This is a genomic window from Deltaproteobacteria bacterium (assembly GCA_009929795.1).
GTDB lineage: Bacteria > Desulfobacterota > Desulfovibrionia > Desulfovibrionales > Desulfomicrobiaceae > RZZR01.
Window position 1 is genome coordinate 1 of record RZZR01000051.1, and the last position, 17,930, is coordinate 17,930.

Sequence of the window (17,930 nt, forward strand, 5' to 3'; positions counted from 1 at the left end):
TCGCGCCGAGAGAGCATGCCCAACACCCTTATGGAGGCCATGATGTGCGGCTTGCCGACAGTCGCCTCCTGTGTAGGAGGTGTACCGGAAGTCGCATCGGATTGTGCCATGCTGTTCCCGCCAGGCGATGTTGCCGGGTTGGTCCAATCCCTGGGCGCCATGATCGACTGCGAAGATGTCAGGAGGGAATTCGGCCGAAAGGCGGCTCAGAGAGGAATGGAGTTTACCATGGAACGAAAGGTGTCCAAGATCCTGGGTGTCTACCAGATGCTTGTGGCCAACCGGTTCGGGAGCCAAAAATGACTGGTTTTGATGTGGTCACGTCCTCGGATCAAGGTTATGCTTTTTTCTTGTCTGGTTTGAGCTGGAGCGTGAGGCGGTTTCTAGACAAGAAACTGGTTGTTTACGATCTCGGTCTGAAAGACACGAGCAAAGAGGGCCTTGATGCCACGTTTGTGCCTGTCAGGGTCAAGATCCCTTCTTACAGGGAAATGAATGCCGAGAATTGCATCAGGGCGACTCACAAACCGGCCTGCATTCTGGATTGGCTCTCCAAAACAAGACGGCCGTTCATTTTCCTTGATGCCGATTGTCTGGTGGCGGCGCCGTTTGTCTTTCCAATGACCCAGGTAGGTCTGACATTCAAGCATTACGCGGAGCAGACGTCCGAAGATTTTCAGAAAAATGGAGTTATTAATGCCGGGGTCATGTTTTTCAACCCCGGGCAGGGAAAGGCCCGAGCAAATCTCGAGCGTTTCATTCAAAACTGGTTGAATCGCTGCGAGAGGGATGCCCAGATAACGGATCAGCTGGCCATGAGTGACCTGTTAATCGACGAGGCTGGATTTGTTCCCGGCCAGTGGGTTTGTGACTGGGAAGGGTTGAAGATCGGGATCTTGCCTTCGGAGAAATATAACGACATACGGCAGAAGACTGGCGCCGTGTACCATTTTAAGTGCGCTTTTCGCCAAGAGAAAAAAAGAGAGAGCTACTTTGATGACCTCGACCGTCTCAAAAACAGATATATCGGGTTCAGATTTTCCTTGATTCTGAACAGATGGGCTCTGGTGGTCAAAAAATTGGTTAGACCGGGAAAGTACAGATTCCGATACGTCAGGGCCTGGGCCAAATATCAAGCCATACGAGGGCGCCACATATCATGAGCCTGTGGAATGTCCCCGTCCTTTGTTATCATGGAGTGAGCGACCAGGATATGTCGCCGCAACTTTTCGAGTCCCATCTGCAGACTCTGAAGTCCATGGGCTTTCGGACAATTTCGGGCCAGGATCTTTTCCTCGTCGTCACAGGGGCGCGTCGCCCAGGATTCAGGGAAGTAGTTTTGACCTTTGACGATTGCCACTTGAACAATTGGCTGACAGCTATTCCCCTGTTGGCCGAGTATGGGTTTCGCGCCGTGTTCTTTGCCGTGACGGACTTCATCCAGCCTGGAGAGTCCAGAACCAAGGCGAACAGTCCCGAATTTCTCAAGGCTTCGGATTCGTTTCGGGCCGCCATTCGGGACGGAAATTGCGAGCAGTTCATGAACGAGAGCGAAATCCGCTCGACCATCCATGACTATGGCATGGAGGTCTATGCCCACTCGTCGTCCCATAGGCCGTGTTTTTGCCGGATGGAGGACCAAGGGGTTCTCCATCCGGGTAGCCATTGGGGATGCCTTGGTGTGTACGGATCGAGGTGGGAACCGGGACTTCCCGAGTTCAAGATCGGCAGTGCCTACGCCTTCAACGGGTACTGGCCTGTTTTTGATGGCGGAAAATTAAGGTTTCGCCTTCGGACCGAGCAGTCACGATACGAAGAGACCTTGGATGATTTCAGGAGAAGTCTGAACCGTATCCAAGATGTCAATGGACTAGACAGGCAACTATTCTGCTGGCCATGGGGTCAGTTCGATCCTGTTTCCGAAATGGCCTTGCAGGAAGCCGGTTTTGTGGGGGCGTTCACCTTGGAGCGACTCCCCAATGCATTTGGCACCTCGCCTTTTCGACTCTCTCGGATCGGTGTAGCCAAAGACAGAAGCTCGTCATGGTTGCGGGCGCGTCTACGAATGCATGGCACAGTGCTGTCATCCAGATTGTTTTGTAAGCGATACCATCATCGGCCCTAATATTTTCTAAAGAGAGTTTTATTCGGGTACCAAAATTCTTGGATTGGCATTAACTGCTTCGGAGTTTACCCGCCAGGAGTTGGCGCTGGCCTTTCCAGGCGTACGGCCCGGATATGGTACACAAGAGTTCGTCGACTTCCTGGCCAAACCTACACCCAATCAATGCACATCAAGCAAGGTCTTTCGTTCTCCCAAAGCTTAGCCAAAAAATTAGGGGTCGCTTGGTGGTATGGCCTGATGGCCTTCCATCTCTACAATCTTTTCTTCAACAGTGCCCGTACATCTATCGTCTACCCGTTGCTTTTGGCCTCAGCTTGTTGGCTCATTTGGCGGAGAAAAATCCATGCTCGATTTTTCCTTGATCCCGTCGGTGGGGCCTTGGTGATCTTTCTTGGGGTAGGCATCCTGAGCAATGTCGCGAACGACAGGCCTGCGACCGATCTGATGCAGGCGGTCTGGTTTTTGTACCCATATTATTGGGGGAAATACCTCGTCTCCAGTAACGCCATGCGTCCCGAGGCCTTCTGTAGGATGTTCATAGCCTTTGCCACGATTTTTGCCATGGCCTTTATCTTCGGCCATTACGCCCTCGGCCTTGATAGCCTGGCAGGAAAGGATTTCATCCGTTCCGATGGACGATTTGTCTTTACCTTCAAGTATCCGGTTCGGGTAGGGTTGTATCTTGGAACGGCGGTGTTGTTTTGTCTACATTTTCTCATGGAGCGTGGACTGATGTCGAGGGAAGGCTGGCTCTGGGCCGTTGATGCGGTATGCCTGTTCCCGTTTTGCATTCTGAAAAGCCAGGATCGGACGACCTTCGCCCTTCTAGGGGCTTGGGTAACGGCATTGCTGGTCTCCTACCGCAAGGTTCGCCTGCTGATCGTTCTGGGATTCGTCGGCGCCGCGCTCGTGCTCAGCCTCGGCTTGACGGATCGAATGCTTGTACGACCGGCGGATTTTTGGTCTTCCCCGGCCATGCTCTACCGCTACTCTTTCTGGGAAGTTTCCCTCCGTCTTTTTTGTGAGCAGCCCCTTCTCGGCCATGGATACGGATCGTTTAGTGATCTCTATCGACCCTATGTCGATGAACATCGCGAAACATTGTTATTCACCGACATAGACCCCGACGAGACGGCTACCCACAACATGAATCTTTCCCTGCTGGCCCAGACGGGCCTTTTGGGTTTCTTGGCCATGAACGCGGCATTTTTTTTCACCATTTGGGGCTTTTGGCGATACAGGTCCAGGGACCCGATATTATGGGTGCTCATGCTCACGGTGGCCTACTATTACATGGCCATGCAGATGAATGTTTTTTTGCACAGCCATCACTCCAACAAGCTAGTTTTTTTGGTCATGGGCCTGGTCGGGGGAAGGCTGTTTTCCGGGACTGGGAATGGAGGCGGTTTGAAGCAGGACGATCCAAATTTGGCTTGACAGGGTCTCGGTTCGTGGTTTAGCAAGCTTCACTCGAAACGTGAAGGCGCGTAGCTCAGTGGGAGAGCACTTGCTTGACGTGCAAGGGGTCAGGAGTTCAACCCTCCTCGCGCCTACCAGGCAATCACGATAGGGAGGCGGAGCCTCCCTATCTCATTTTTGCGCAGGAGTTGTACCAGTGAAGGTCAGAGTCGGGGAAGCCGAAATCAATGCGGTTCCGGGCCGGACCTGCCATGATGTTTTGTCCGCCGCCCTGTCCGGGAAGAAGATGAAGACCGCCGTGGCATGCAGATGCGACCAGGGGGTGTTTGATCTTTCTGCGTCCGTTCCGGCGGGTTGCCGGGAGATCGAGCCAGTTGATCTGGATTCGGTGGAAGGGCTCGCGGTCATTCGGCACAGTGCCGCCCATGTCATGGCCGAGGCGGTCAAAGAGCTTTTTCCCACGGCCAAGGTGACCATCGGGCCGGACATCGAAAACGGGTTCTATTACGATTTCGATTACAAGCGCCCGTTCAGCACTGAAGACCTCGAAGCCATCGAAAAGAGGATGGCCGAGAGCGTGGGTCAGAACCTGCCTTTTGTCCGCTGCGAATGTTCGGCCGAAGAGGCCAAACGTATGTTTTTGGACATGGGCGAGACATACAAGATCGAGATCATCGACGACCTCGGACAGGATCGGGTTTCTCTCTACACCCACGGCAATTTTACAGATCTCTGCCGGGGACCCCATGTCCCGAGCACGGGCTTGATCAAGGCCTTCAAGCTGACAGCCGTGGCCGGAGCCTACTGGCGGGGCGATGAAAAGAGGCCCATGCTTCAGCGAATTTACGGAACGGCCTTTGCTTCGGAGAAGGATCTTAAAAAATACCTCCATCAACTGGAAGAGGCCCGCAAACGGGATCATCGAAAACTCGGGGTTCAACTCGATCTTTTCAGCTTTTCCGAGGAGGCCGGAGCCGGCCTGCCCATATTCCACCCCAAAGGAGCCTTGGTCCGGGCCATTCTCGAGGATTTCGAGCGAAAGGAGCATTTGCGGAGGGGCTATCAACTTGTCCAGGGGCCCCAGATTCTGCGTAAGGACCTCTGGGTCAAGTCCGGCCATTACGACAATTATCGCGAGAACATGTACTTCACCGAGATTGACGAGCAGGCCTACGGCATCAAACCCATGAACTGTCTGGCGCACATGCTCGTTTACAGGAGTCAGCTTCGGAGTTATCGGGATCTGCCCATTAGATACTTTGAACTGGGAACGGTTCATCGGCACGAAAAATCAGGGGTCCTTCACGGACTGCTCAGGGTCAGGGCCTTCACGCAGGACGACGCGCATATTTTTTGTCGTCCGGATCAGCTCCAGGACGAGATCGTGTCCATCATCCGGTTCGTTCAGGACGTTATCGGCATTTTCGGCTTCGAATATGAAATCGAGATCAGCACCCGCCCGGAGAAATCCATCGGCTCGGACGAGGCATGGGACAAGGCTACAAGAGCTCTGAAACAGGCCTTGGACCAAGTCGGCCTCCCGTATGGAATCTGTCCGGGAGACGGAGCCTTCTACGGACCGAAAATCGACATCAAACTCAAGGACGCCTTGGGCCGCAAGTGGCAGTGTTCGACCATCCAGTGCGATTTCAATTTGCCAGAGCGGTTTGATCTGTCATACATTGGCGAAGACGGCGAACGTCACAGACCGGTCATGCTTCATCGGGTGGTACTGGGAGCCATTGAACGTTTTCTTGGAGTTCTTGTGGAGCACTTGGCCGGAGCCTTTCCCCTGTGGCTGGCTCCGGTGCAGGCGGTCATCTTGACCGTCACTGAAAACCACAATGACTACGCCAAAAAGTGCGAATCCTTTTTGCGTAAGGTCGGTTTCCGAGTGGAGTCCGATCTTAGAAATGAGAAACTCGGGTACAAGGTCCGAGAGGCCCAACTGGCCAAGATTCCCTATATGCTCGTTATCGGAGAGCGTGAGATTGAACTGGGAGGGATGAATGTCCGAACCAGGTCTGGCGGGAATTTGGGCATGAAGTCGCTGGATGAAATCCGGGAGATCATGCACAACGAGGTCGAAGAACCCTTCAAAATGGGAGGAATGAGTTATAACTTCAACTGAAAGCGCCCGTCGGAATCGACAGAACCGGGCAAAGGAAATTCGCGTCGTGGCTGAGGACGGCTCTCAGCTCGGCATCATGGAGATTGGGCAGGCCCTTGATCATGCCCAAAACGCAGGTTTGGACTTGGTGGAGGTCGCTCCCACGGCCAGACCTCCGGTCTGCAAGATCATGGACTACGGCAAGTTCCAGTATCAGCAGCAAAAAAAGGAACAGGAAGCCAGAAAAAAGCAGACCACGATTCAGGTCAAGGAAGTCAAGTTTCGGCCCAAGACTGACGATCATGATCTGGAGACCAAGATACGGCATGCGCGACGTTTCCTCGAAGCCGGCAACAGATGCAAGATGACCGTCTCCTACCGGGGGCGGGAATTGGCGTACAAGGACAGAGGCAAGGAAGTCCTCGACAAAGTGTTCGAACTCCTGAAGGATGTAGCCAAAATCGATCAGGAAGCCCGTTTCGAGGGCAGGGCCATGTTCATGCTTCTGTCTCCGCTTGGAAAGCGCAAATAAATTTTCGGCCGTTGGGCCGACTTTCCTTTTCAGCGATTCCGGAGGATGATCAAATTTCCCGGCATCATCGGAAAAGAGAAGAGACGAATTGAAGTCAGCCGCCCCCCGTTACATGCTGACTTTGAGATAGTTCGAGAGATCAGATCAGGAGGAAAACAATGCCCAAATTGAAAACAAATCGGAGTGCCGCCAAGAGGTTCAAGGCCACGGGTTCCGGAAAGATCAAGCGGAACAAGGCCTTCCATCGGCACATTTTGACCAAAAAGTCTCCCAAACGGAAAAGAAATCTTCGCAAGTCGACTTTGGTCAGCAAATGCGACGAGGGGCGAATCAAACGTTTGGTCCCGGCTCTGGCCTAGTCCGACCGGGTAGCAGTTGAATTCGCATTCCTGAAGGAGGTGTCACATGCGAGTCAAGAGAGGCAAGGCAGCCCACAAGCGCCACAAGAAATATCTCAAATTGGCCAAGGGCTTCCGCGGAGCCCGCAGCAGTCTGTACAAGACCGCCCGAGAAGCAGTGGAGCGTTCCCTGTGCTATGCGTACCGGGATCGTAAGCAGAAAAAGCGGGATTTCCGCAAGCTCTGGATCATCCGGATTAACGCGGCCACCCGGGAGCACGGGTTGTCATACAGCCGGTTTATGAACGGCCTGAGCCGGGCGGGCATCGATCTGGACCGCAAGGTGCTGTCCAACATGGCCGTTTACGACAAGGATTCCTTCGCCAAACTGGTGGAAATGATCAAGACCAAGGCGTAGTTACGTGTTGAAAAACGAGCTTATCTCGACTTTGGAGAGCCTGGTTCCCGCGCTGGAAGAAGCCCTGAACCAGGCTTCTTCTTTGGAAGAGGTCGAGGCCGTTCGGGTTGATTTTCTCGGACGCAAGGGACGTCTGGCCGGGGCCATGGGCGTCCTGGCAGACTTAGTTGCCGAGGACAGGCCCGATGTCGGCCGGGTTGCCAACGAGGTCAAATCAAAGCTGACCGAGGGATGGGAGCGTCGGCGATCCCAAATCGTCGCCTCGCGCGAGGAGACGGCTTTGGAGGACTTCGATCCGACCATGCCCGGAAGGTCTCCTGATCTTGGGTCGCTTCATCCCATAACCCTGGTCATACGGGAAATCTGCCGGGTCTTTGTCGGCCTCGGTTACGAGATCGTCTCCGGCCCTGAGGTCGAGAACGATTTCTACAACTTCGAGGCTCTGAATCTTCCTGCAGATCATCCGGCCAGGGATATGCAAGACACCCTGTACATTACCGACCGGATTCTCATGCGGACCCAGACTTCCCCCCTGCAGATCCGGACCATGGAGCGATTGCGGCCGCCTATTGCGGCCATCGCCCCGGGCAAGGTTTACCGGAGGGATTCGGACCTGACCCATACCCCCATGTTCCACCAGATTGAAGGGTTTGTCGTCGACCGGCACGTTAGCATGGCCGATCTTCGGGGGACCCTGACGGCCTTCACTCAGGAATTGTTCGGCCCAAAAACCAACGTCCGGTTTCGGCCGAGTTTTTTTCCGTTCACAGAGCCCAGCGCCGAGGTGGACATTAGCTGTGTCATCTGCGGGGGCAGGGGCCGCGTGGACGGGGCCCCTTGCAGAGTATGCAAGGAGACCGGCTGGGTCGAGATCCTTGGCTGCGGAATGATGGATCCAGCCATCTTCGAGAAGGTCGACTACGACCCCGAGGAATTCACTGGCTTCGCCTTCGGGTTGGGCGTGGAGCGGGTGGCCATGCTCAAATATGGAATCGGGGATCTGCGAATGTTTTTCGAGAACGACCTCCGTTTTCTCCGCCAATTCGTTTGAGAGGATGTACGTTCATGTTTTTGAGTCTGCAATGGTTGCGGGAATTCGTTCCCTATGAAGGCGGAGTCCAGGAACTGGCCGATCGACTGACCATGCTCGGCCTTGAGGTCGAGGAGATTGTCAACCCGTTTGCGCGACTGACCGGATTTGTCGTCGGGCATGTGGTCGAGTGCCGCACCCATCCGTCATCGGACCATCTTTCACTCTGTACCGTGGATTTGGGACGGGCCGAAACAGTTCAAATTGTTTGCGGAGCCCCCAACGTGGCCAAGGGCCAGAAGGTCCCAGTGGCCCCGGTCGGTGTCGTCATGCCCAATGGACTGGCCATCAAGAAGGCCAAGCTTCGCGGAGAGGTTTCCGAAGGTATGATCTGCTCACAGGCCGAGATGGAGATCGGGCCCGACAGCGGCGGGATTATGGTCCTTTCCGGGACACTGAAGCCCGGGCAGTCGCTGGCCGAAGCCCTGGGCCTTGAGACAGAGGTCTTGGACGTCAGTATCACCCCCAACCGGGGGGACTGCCTGAGCATCTTGGGCTTGGCCAGGGAAGTGGCCATGGCCTTTGGTCTTCCCTTGAGAATACCTCAGGCGGGTCTGCAGGAAGATCCCACGGACTGCCGGAATCTGGTGGAGGTGATCATTGATGAGCCAGGCCTCTGCCCGGTGTATCAGGGCCGGTGCGTGCACGGAGTCGTGGTTGCCCAGAGTCCTGATTGGTTGCGATTTCGGCTTTTGGCGGTCGGTGTGCGGCCCATCAGCAACGTGGTTGATGTGACCAACTATATTCTCATGGAGCTCGGCCAGCCCTTGCACGCCTTTGACCACGATCTGATTGAGGGCGGGAGAATTCGAGTGGCCCGGGCCCCCGAAGGTTTGCGTTTTACCACCCTGGACGGTCAGGAGAGAACCCTCCAGTCGACCGACCTGCTCATCTGGGATGGAGTAAGACCGGTGGCCCTGGCTGGAGTCATGGGCGGGGCTAATTCGGAAATATCGGGCCAAAGTCGCAACATTCTGTTGGAAAGCGCCGTGTTCAATCCCTCGTGCATCCGCAAGACGGCCAGGAGATTGAGTCTGCCCAGCGAGGCGTCATACCGTTTCGAACGAGGAGTGGATCAGCCGGGCTCCAGACTGGCCCTGGACCGGGCCGCGGCCATGATGGCCGAATTGACCGGGGGCCGGGTTCTGTCGGGTGTTGTCCAGGACGAGCCGCGGCCGTTCGTCAGGCGTTCGATCCGGTTTCGTCCAGAGCGGGCCCGTTCCGTTCTGGCCCTGGACGTCAGCGACGACTATTGTCTGGAAAAGCTCGAAGCGCTGGGCTGTGAAAGCCGCGGAGCACACCCGGAGGGAGGCAAGAGCCTTCTTGCCCCAAGCCATCGGCTGGATCTGGAACGGGAGGCCGATCTCGTAGAGGAGGTCGGACGGGTCTATGGACTGGACCGGATTCCGACCCGTCTGCCGCAGGTTTCCAGAAATCTCGATCAGCTTCCCGAGATCGACAGATCTTTCCAGTTCGAGTCTCAGGTGAAGGACTGGGCTTTGGGCTGCGGCCTCAGCGAGGCCATCACCTACAGTTTCGTGGGCTCGGCCCAGTTGGACGCATTGGGCATTGAGGACGAGGGCCGGGTTCGAATCATGAACCCCCTGAGCGAAGACATGGACGTCCTACGTCTGGAAATCGTGCCGGGACTTCTGAACGCGCTGGCCGTGAACATGCGTCAAGGCCAAAATAGAGTCAGACTTTTCGAGGTTGCCCACGTCTTCCGAGAGGACCTCAATTCCGATACGGCCACGGCCGAGAACAATCGTCTCGGGATCGTCCTGGTCGGCAACCGGTTCCGCGGAGGCTATCCCTTTCCGGACCAGGAGCTTGATTACACGGACATTAAAGGCCTGGTCGATCATTTTCTGGCCCGTTTCCGGATCGGTCCGTGTGTCTTCAAGGCCTTGTCCGATCATCAGTACCTGTTGCCTGGGGTTCATTGCTTGACACAGGATGGGAACACGGTCGGCCTGCTCGGCCGATTGCGTCCGGAGGCGTCCAAAGGTGCCGATGCCCGATCCGACGTCTGGTTTGCGGACCTTGATCTTGACGTGGTCCGGAAGCTGTACGACAGAACCGGGGTCCACTACCAGGCCATCCCCAGATTTCCCCATGCCTGGCGCGATTCAACCATTATGGCCGGGCCCGGTTTGCAGATCGAGGCCATCCTTCAGCAGGTCAGGTCCATGGACATAACCATTCTGGAGAATGTTTCCTTTGTCGATTCCTTTGTTCCCGAGGGAAGCAGGGAGCGGCATTTGACTTTCCGGATGGTGTACCGTCATCCGGAGAGGACCTTGAAGGACAAGGAAGTCGACAAGGCTCAGTCTTCCATCGTCCAGAATCTGGTCAAGAATCTCGGGGTCCGTTTTTCCTGATCCCGACGGCCGAGGTTGTGTCTCCGGAGGATAGGAAATACAAGAGGCATGAGCCGACAGGCCAGGCCTCTTTTTTTTCGGTTCGTTCAGACGGACGCAATGCCAAAAGACAGCGACACGACCACCTTCAAAATCGGACAGGCGGCCAGCGCCCTCGGGCTGGAGCCCTACGTCCTCCGGTACTGGGAGACGGAGTTCCCTCAGCTACAGCCTCGTCGGAAGCCCAGCGGGCAACGCTATTACCTCTCCGAAGATCTGGAGCTTCTCTCGCGCATCAAGCGCCTGCTTTACGACGAGAAAATGACCATCGAAGGCGCTCGGCGTAGGCTTGAACAGTCGGAGCGGCTCCAGACCATTCTCGGTGAGATCAGGGACGATCTTTTAGACGTACTTCACGTTCTGCGCGACTGCAGGTAAAATCAGTCTGACAATCCACACGGGACTTCGGATTCGGCTAGGCGAAGAATTGTCTCGAACTCTGTGGAGGTGACGGGTTGGACCGAAAGGCGGCTCCCTTTGCGCAGGAGTTCCATGTCGGCCAGGGCCGGGATGGTCCGCAGAAAGGCCAGAGGAAGATGGCGGGGGAGAATGCGCTCCAGACGGAGGTCGACCATGTCCCAGAGGGGTTTGTCCGGGATGGAGCGGGGGTCGTAGTGGTCACTAGACGGATCCCAAGCCGTGAAGTCCGGGTAAGCCTCGCGCACGACCCTGGTCAGGCCGACGATGGCCGGGTCCTTCACGCTGTGGTAGAAGAGGACCTCATCGCCCACGCGCATTTGGCGCATGAAATTCCGGGCCTGGTAGTTGCGGACCCCGTCCCAGAATGTGGTCTGCTTCGGGGCGGCCGCAAGGTCGGCGATGGAGAAGCTGCCGGGCTCTGATTTGACGAGCCAGTAATCGGTCATACGCATTTCTTTGCTATCTTCCGACAAGGCAGAGACTGACCTTGTCCATCTCCCGGTTATCCACGAAGACGAACTTCTCCATGAACAGGCGATCACTGATGTAAGACTCTCCGCTCTCGCGTCGAGTCAAGTATTTGGAAAATTGACCCGGCCCACCGTTGTACATGGCGTAGAGGAGGCCGGCAAAGGTAGCGTCGTCCCACGACGGTCTTGGTTCCATCCGTTCCATCTTTCTCAAGATGTATTTTCTAAAATACAGGGAAACGATGTCGCAGCCAGCCCGGGCATTGTAGGCGATGTCCCATTGCAGGGAGGTGGGGTCATAGATGCCCCGCCAGACCCGCTCGTTGATCTGCATGAGGCCCACGGAGGTATTGTTGTAGGATTTGATGTAGGTGGGCCGATCGTTTTTCAACAGGAACTGGCGAAAGCAGCTCTCCTGCCAGGCCGTGGCCCGAACGATTCTTCGGTAGAGATCGTGGTACTGGTCCGGCATGTACTCCTCTTTCAGGGCCGACTCGGCGGCTTGTTCCAAGACTGGGAGGATACGGTCCAGATGATCCCGGACGTGGGGGCTGACAAAGATCCAGTTTCTGGCGGCTTCCTCGGCTCCGGAGGGCGGGCTGACGGCTGACCCGGCCCAGGCCGGAGTCGGGCCGAGCAGTGAGCCCAGCAGAGTCATGGTCCGGTTGAGGCCCGAACGGGACATGGGGGCCAGTGCCGGGCCGAGGCCCAAAGTCCGGCGGAGTTTTGGGTCCACCTCGGGCCGATAGGCTAGGCTCAAAGGACGGCCTTCGGATAGATTGGCGGCCAGGCGGACGAGGCCCTGGCGAGAGATGTCGATGTTCAGGGCGGGACCCATAGCGTCCAAAGCGGTTAGGGCGTCAGAGGCCGAGAATAGGGCCAGGTATCCGAGGAGGGAATCCGAGGGCGTGTCCCCCAAATGGGCACGGAAGATGGGGCCCGTCTGCCTCCATGCCGAAACGAAGAGGTCCCTGACAAGGTCCGGTCCGGAAGGAGGGGCTTCCAGGGCGGCCACGAACCGGTAGCGGGTGTCCAAGAGGACGTCCAGGAGGATGTCGCGGTCAGGACCGGACAAGGGCCTTCCGGCCAGGCCGGTCAGAACATAGACGAGAAAGCCATCCCACTCCTCCCATTCGGCGGTCAGATCTGCCAGGGCCTCGTCCGAACCATCGCCGGGTTGGGGAGGCTCGCGCTCCAGTTCGGGAGGGATGTCCACCGAGGCCAGAATTCTCAGGGAATCCGGTCTGATTTCCACCAAGGAAACCAGAAGGCTGTCCATCATGGCCTGGGCGCTGGATGTCAGAGCCTGGGGGAAGGCATCGACCACGAAGTCGCGGACACCCTGACGGGGAAAGGCCAGGCTAATGGAGATTTCCTCCAGATAGGCGTGGACCTTGTCACGAATGAGCCCCCACACGGCGTTGGACAGGCGGCCCGGAGTGCGGTCGGCCTCGAACAGGGCCGAGTCCCGGATTTTGAATGATAGTGCCCAGGTTTGGGGGTCGAGCCGGGGCGTCTGGTGAAGGACCAGATATCCGTCCCATTCCACGGGCATCTTGCACTCCCCGAACATGGTCACACCGGCGTGGACCGAAAGCCGAACCTGGAGGCGGACCAGACCCCGGTTTTCGTCTACCCGGGGACGGGAGACGACCACCCGACGACATCCCTGGCCCTCGTCCACAATCACGCTCGATTGGTCGGGCCCGGAAAAAGCCGAACGAATCAGCAGGGACTGGACCATGGGGTATTCCAAAGTCATGGGGATGGTCGCTTGGCGGGCATGGGCCTGGTGGCAGACCAGAAGAACGGTCAAAAAGGTCGATATGGTCAGGGCCGTACGAATGCGGCCCCTGAAGAGTGAAGGCATGGCAATAAATGAGTTCTGCATGGCCCCGTCCATCCAACAGTCCGGGGCCTTCTGTCAATGCGCTGAAACTTCAGGCCAGAACGGCCCTTCGGACCAGATCGCCCATGCGCTCGCAGCCGACGACCCGATCGTTCGAATCGGCGATGTCGGCTGTGCGCCATCCGGCGGCCAGGACGGACTTGACGGCGGTCTCGACGGCCAGGGCCTCGTCGGGCAGGTTCAGGGAGTGCCGAAACATCATGGCCAGGGACAGGATGGTGGCCAGGGGGTTGGCTTTGTCCTGGCCGGCGATGTCCGGGGCCGAGCCGTGGATGGGCTCGTAGAGGCCTGCCTTGCCGTCACCCAGGGAGGCCGAGGGCAGCATGCCGATGGATCCGGTGATGACCGAGGCCTCGTCCGATAGGATGTCGCCGAAGAGGTTGCCGGTGACAATTACGTCGAACTGGGCCGGCCAGCGGATGAGCTGCATGGCCGCGTTGTCCACGTACATGTGGGAGAGTTCCACGTCCGGGTAGTCTTTGGCCGTTTCGACGACTACCGCCCTCCAGAGCCGGGACACGTCCAGGACGTTGGCCTTGTCCACGGAGCAGAGCCGTTTGCTTCTCTTGCGGGCGGCCTCAAAGGCCACACGGGCGATGCGCCGGACCTCGGATTCCGAATAGATCATGGTGTTGAAGGCCACCCGTTCGCCGTTTCTAATTTCCTCGCCCTTGGGAGTCCCGAAATAGACACCGCCGGTCAACTCCCGGACCACGAGGATGTCCAGGCCGTTCTTGACCAGCTCGGGTCTGAGAAAACAGGCCGAGGCCAATTCGGGAAAGAGAGTGGCCGGGCGGAGGTTGGCGAAGAGGCCCAGAGCCTTGCGGATTCCAAGCAGCCCCTTTTCAGGCCGGATGGCCGGATCCAGTTCGTCCCACTTTGGTCCGCCCACGGCCCCCAGGAGCACGGCGTCGGCGGTCCGGCAGGCCCGGACGGTCATATCCGGCAGGGGACCTCCGGTGGAGTCGATGGCCGCCCCGCCGATGAGGGCCTCGGAGCGGATGAAATCATGATTGAATTTTTCGGCCACGGCATCCAGAACCTTGACGGCCTGATCGACGATCTCCGGGCCGATGCCGTCGCCCGGCAGGCAGCAGATGGTGGCGTTCATGAGTGTACCCCCTGGAGACGGGATCGTACATGGCCGACCAGACCGCCCTGGTCGAGGATGGACTGCATGAAGGCCGGGACCGGCGAAAAGGAGAGTTCCCGTCCTGATATCAGATTCCTGATCCGGCCACGGGCCATGTCGACTTCGATCCGATCGCCGTCGCCCGGAAGGGTGGCGTCCTCACCCAATTCGATGAGGGGCAGACCCATGTTGAAGGCGTTTCGGTAGAAAATGCGGGCGAAGCTCCGGGCCAGAACCACGGGGATGCCGGCCCCGAGGATGGCCAGGGGGGCGTGTTCGCGCGAGGATCCACAGCCGAAGTTGGCCCCGGCCACCAGGATGTCTCCGGGCGTGACCCGAGAGACCCATCCGGCTTCCAGGCCGTCGAAGAGGTTCCGGCCGAGGATTTCGGGGTCCGGCGTGACTAAGTATTTGGCGGGAATGATGGCGTCGGTGTCGATGTGGTCCCCGACGGCGTGGACCGTTCCGGTGTATTTCATGGCACTCTCCTTACAGGCGAACGGGGTCGGTGATGGTCCCGGTGACGGCACTGGCCGCAGCCACGGCCGGTCCGGCAAGATAGACCTCGGAATCCAGGCTGCCCATGCGGCCGCGAAAATTGCGGTTGGTGGTGGCCAGACAGCGCTCTCCTCCGGCCAGGATGCCCATGTGGCCTCCCAGACAGGGCCCACAGGTGGGCGGACCAACAATGGCCTCGGCCTCCATGAAAATTTCAATGAGCCCTTCGGCCAGGGCCTGGCGGTAGATCCTCGGAGTGGCCGGAAGGACGATGCAGCGCAGTCCTTTGGTGACCCTGCGGCCTTTCAGGATGGCTGCGGCCTCACGCAGGTCGCTGATCCGTCCATTGGTGCAGGAACCGATGACCACCTGATCGAGGGTCACGTCGGAAACCTCGGAGACCGCCCGAACATTATCCGGCAGATGCGGGCAGGCGATCTGGGGTTCCAGGGTCGATGCGTCTATGACCACGGTCTGGACGTATTCGGCATCGGGGTCCGGATGAATCTCCTGATCTCCGGTCCGGCCGGCGGCCCGGCAGTAGTCCAGGGTCTTGGCATCGGCCGGAAAGAGCCCAGCCTTGCCCCCGGCCTCGATGGCCATGTTGGCCATGGTCATGCGGCCTTCGACGTCCAGTGCGGCGACGGTTTCGCCGGTGAATTCCAAAGCCTTGTACAGGGCCCCGGCCACGCCGACGCGGCCGATGAGGTTCAGGATCAGGTCCTTGGCCCCGACGAATTGGCGAAGGTTCCCATCGATTCTGACCAAAATGGTCTCCGGTATCTTGAACCAGGTCTCGCCAAGAACCATGGCCGCGGCCACGTCGGTGCTGCCGAGACCCGTGGCAAAGGCCCCCAGGCCCCCATAGGTGCAGGTGTGACTGTCGGCCCCGACGACCACGTCACCCGGGCCGACCATGCCCAGTTCCGGGAGCAGGGCGTGCTCGACTCCGCAGGTGCCGCCCTCGAAGTAGTTTTCGATGCCGAATTTCCGGGCGAACTCGCGGACGGTCTTGACCTGTTCGGCGGACTTGACATCCTTGTTGGGAGTGAAGTGGTCGCAGACCAGAACCACCTTGTCCGCATCGAACATCTTGGTGGCCCCCATCTTTTCGATGGAGGCGATGGACAGTGGGGCGGTGATATCGTTGGCCAATACCAGGGATACCCGGCAGGGCACGAGTTGCCCTGTTCCGGTGACGGGTTCCCGGCTGTGGGCGGCCAGGATTTTCATGGCTAAAGTCTGACGCATACGCGATCCTCCTCTTTCTTGGCCAGGCGGTTCAGGGCGTTCAAATAGGCCTTGGCGCTGGCGACGATGATGTCCGGGTCCGAGGCCCGGCCCACGGCGGTCTTGCCGTCTTCGTCCAGCTTGACGGTCACCTCGCCCTGGGCGTCGGTGCCGCCGGTGATGGCGTTCACCGTATAGCGCAAGAGCTTGGGTCTGCGCTCGACCAATCGGCAAATGGTATTGAACACCGAGTCAATGGGGCCGACCCCGAAGTCGGCCAGTTGTCTGACTTGGCCGTCGATTTCCATCTTAACCGCCGCCGTGGGGATGGCCATGTTGCCTGACATGGCGCTCAGGTACATGAGGCGGTATTTGTCCGGGATGCGGTAGATTTCTTCCAGGACGATGGCCTCGATGTCTTCGACAAAGACATCCTTCTTCTTGTCAGCCAGGCGTTTGAAGGCCTCGAACACGGCGTCGAGATGTTCGTCGCTCAGTCGGTAGCCGAGTTCCTCGAGCTTTTTTTTCAGGGCGTGGCGACCGGAATGTTTACCCAGGACCATGTCGCTGTCCTGGCGGCCAACGCTTTCAGGGGTCATGATCTCATAGGTCTGGCGGTTCTTGAGCATGCCGTCCTGGTGGATGCCCGATTCATGGGCAAAGGCGTTGGTGCCGACGATGGCCTTGTAGGGGGGGATGGGCTGGCCGATGATCATGGACAGGAGACGGCAGGACGGAAACAATTGTTCGTTTTTGATCCCGGTTTCCAGTCCGTAGGTGTCGTGGCGGACCCGCAGGGACATGACCACCTCTTCCAGGGCAGCGTTGCCGGCCCGCTCGCCGATGCCGCAGAGGGTCACTTCGGCTTGCCTGGCCCCGGCCCGCAGGGCGGCCAGGGTGTTGGCCACGGCCAGACCGAGGTCGTTGTGGCAGTGGACGCTGATCACCGCCTTGTCCGTGTTGGGCACGGTTTTCAAGAGATAGGTGATCAGCTCATAAAACTCGTGGGGTTGGGTGTAGCCCACGGTGTCTGGGATGTTGATGACCGTGGCCCCGGCCGCGATAGCTGTCTCGGTGACCTGGGCCAGGAATTCCCAGTCCGAACGGGATGCGTCCTCGGCGGAGAACTCCACGTCCGAGGTCAGGGATGCGGCATGGACCACGGCCCGTTTGGTCATTTCCAGAACTTCCTCCCTGGTCTTGCGAAGCTTGTGGCGCATATGGATGTCCGAGGTGGCCAGAAAGGTGTGGATGCGGGGCTTGGCAGCGTTTTTAATGGCATCCCATCCGCGGTCGATATCGGCGGGCATGGCCCGGAACAAGGCTGCCACCGTGTATTCGGTCACCGATTCGGCGATGGCCTTGACGCCCCCGGATTTGAGGGTGGCGATTGACACATCGTTTTCGTTAAAGAGGATTGCGCCTCCCGTGCTGGTGAGGACGAGGAGGTTGCTGTCGCCGCTTGTTACCACCACATCGGCAATTTCATCATCACCGATGAGCTTCATCGCTGTAATCGGTCGCGCGTAGCGAATGACGACAAAATCGCTCAGACGCACGCGTTTAATTTGGCCTTTTTTGCTCACGAGGGCCAAAAAGAGATCTCCGCGGAATTCATTGACGGCAAAAGCGCAGACGATTTTCTCTTTGTACTCGAGGCTGATCAGGTAATTGATGCGCTTGCCTTCCTCTTTCCATTTCGTATCGATGATTTCGTGAATCGGAATGTAAAGATAGTTGCCGCGATTTGTAAAAGCCAAGACAAAATCGGTCGTCACTGCCTGGCCCCGGTAAACGAGACTATCATCCTCTTTCATTC

17 protein-coding genes and 1 tRNA gene are annotated in these 17,930 nt (G+C 57.9%); 12 read left to right on the forward strand and 6 right to left on the reverse strand.

Annotated features, from left to right (window positions below; genetic code table 11):
* The 12 genes from EOM25_07370 to EOM25_07425 all read left to right on the forward strand — a co-directional run.
* On the forward strand, positions 1-303 hold a 303-nt coding region (locus tag EOM25_07370; protein NCC25004.1), incomplete at its 5' end, for a glycosyltransferase.
* Positions 300-1,163 (forward strand): hypothetical protein, encoded by an 864-nt coding sequence (locus EOM25_07375; GenBank protein ID NCC25005.1) that lies wholly within the window; start codon positions 300-302, stop codon positions 1,161-1,163. The genes EOM25_07370 and EOM25_07375, both read left to right, overlap by 4 nt.
* Positions 1,160-2,125, forward strand: a complete 966-nt coding sequence (locus EOM25_07380) for a hypothetical protein (protein NCC25006.1) — start codon at positions 1,160-1,162, stop codon at positions 2,123-2,125. The genes EOM25_07375 and EOM25_07380 overlap by 4 nt, the downstream gene beginning before the upstream one ends.
* A gap of 162 nt (positions 2,126-2,287) precedes the next feature.
* Positions 2,288-3,562, forward strand: a complete 1,275-nt coding sequence (locus tag EOM25_07385) for an O-antigen ligase family protein (protein ID NCC25007.1) — start codon at positions 2,288-2,290, stop codon at positions 3,560-3,562.
* A gap of 44 nt (positions 3,563-3,606) precedes the next feature.
* Positions 3,607-3,681: transfer RNA gene (locus tag EOM25_07390), tRNA-Val, on the forward strand.
* Between the two features lie 59 nt (positions 3,682-3,740).
* Positions 3,741-5,675 carry a threonine--tRNA ligase gene (thrS, locus tag EOM25_07395; GenBank protein ID NCC25008.1) on the forward strand — a complete coding sequence of 645 codons (1,935 nt, stop codon included), beginning with the start codon at positions 3,741-3,743 and terminating at the stop codon, positions 5,673-5,675.
* Complete coding sequence (locus tag EOM25_07400) at positions 5,662-6,186, forward strand: translation initiation factor IF-3 (GenBank protein NCC25009.1); 525 nt, start codon at positions 5,662-5,664, stop codon at positions 6,184-6,186. The genes thrS and EOM25_07400 overlap by 14 nt, the downstream gene beginning before the upstream one ends.
* Positions 6,187-6,344: 158 nt before the next feature.
* Positions 6,345-6,545: a 50S ribosomal protein L35 gene (locus EOM25_07405; protein NCC25010.1), complete on the forward strand. Its 201-nt coding sequence runs from the start codon at positions 6,345-6,347 to the stop codon at positions 6,543-6,545.
* A gap of 46 nt (positions 6,546-6,591) precedes the next feature.
* A complete protein-coding gene (locus tag EOM25_07410) occupies positions 6,592-6,942 on the forward strand; it encodes a 50S ribosomal protein L20 (GenBank protein ID NCC25011.1) in 351 nt (116 codons plus the stop codon).
* A gap of 7 nt (positions 6,943-6,949) precedes the next feature.
* On the forward strand, positions 6,950-7,993 hold the full coding sequence (locus EOM25_07415; GenBank protein NCC25012.1) for a phenylalanine--tRNA ligase subunit alpha: 1,044 nt from the start codon (positions 6,950-6,952) through the stop codon (positions 7,991-7,993).
* 14 nt (positions 7,994-8,007) lie between these two features.
* Positions 8,008-10,413, forward strand: coding sequence for a phenylalanine--tRNA ligase subunit beta (locus EOM25_07420; protein ID NCC25013.1), 2,406 nt, complete (start codon positions 8,008-8,010; stop codon positions 10,411-10,413).
* A gap of 99 nt (positions 10,414-10,512) precedes the next feature.
* Positions 10,513-10,830, forward strand: coding sequence for a MerR family transcriptional regulator (locus EOM25_07425; protein NCC25014.1), 318 nt, complete (start codon positions 10,513-10,515; stop codon positions 10,828-10,830).
* Positions 10,831-10,832: 2 nt separating this feature from the next.
* Here EOM25_07425 and EOM25_07430 read toward each other — a convergent pair whose 3' ends face one another.
* The 6 genes from EOM25_07430 to EOM25_07455 all read right to left on the reverse strand — a co-directional run.
* Positions 10,833-11,318, reverse strand: a complete 486-nt coding sequence (locus EOM25_07430; GenBank protein NCC25015.1) for an EVE domain-containing protein — start codon at positions 11,316-11,318, stop codon at positions 10,833-10,835.
* A gap of 13 nt (positions 11,319-11,331) precedes the next feature.
* On the reverse strand, positions 11,332-13,233 hold the full coding sequence (locus tag EOM25_07435) for a lytic transglycosylase domain-containing protein (GenBank protein NCC25016.1): 1,902 nt from the start codon (positions 13,231-13,233) through the stop codon (positions 11,332-11,334).
* A 49-nt stretch (positions 13,234-13,282) separates the two neighbouring features.
* Positions 13,283-14,362, reverse strand: coding sequence for a 3-isopropylmalate dehydrogenase (gene leuB / locus EOM25_07440; protein ID NCC25017.1), 1,080 nt, complete (start codon positions 14,360-14,362; stop codon positions 13,283-13,285).
* Entirely contained in the window at positions 14,359-14,862 is a 504-nt protein-coding gene (locus tag EOM25_07445) for a 3-isopropylmalate dehydratase small subunit (protein ID NCC25018.1), read from the reverse strand. Before EOM25_07445 ends, leuB begins: the two co-directional genes overlap by 4 nt.
* A gap of 10 nt (positions 14,863-14,872) precedes the next feature.
* Positions 14,873-16,132: a 3-isopropylmalate dehydratase large subunit gene (gene leuC, locus EOM25_07450; GenBank protein ID NCC25019.1), complete on the reverse strand. Its 1,260-nt coding sequence runs from the start codon at positions 16,130-16,132 to the stop codon at positions 14,873-14,875.
* Positions 16,117-17,930, reverse strand: a 1,814-nt coding sequence (locus EOM25_07455; protein NCC25020.1) for a 2-isopropylmalate synthase, incomplete at its 5' end; no start/stop codon positions are given. The genes EOM25_07455 and leuC, both read right to left, overlap by 16 nt.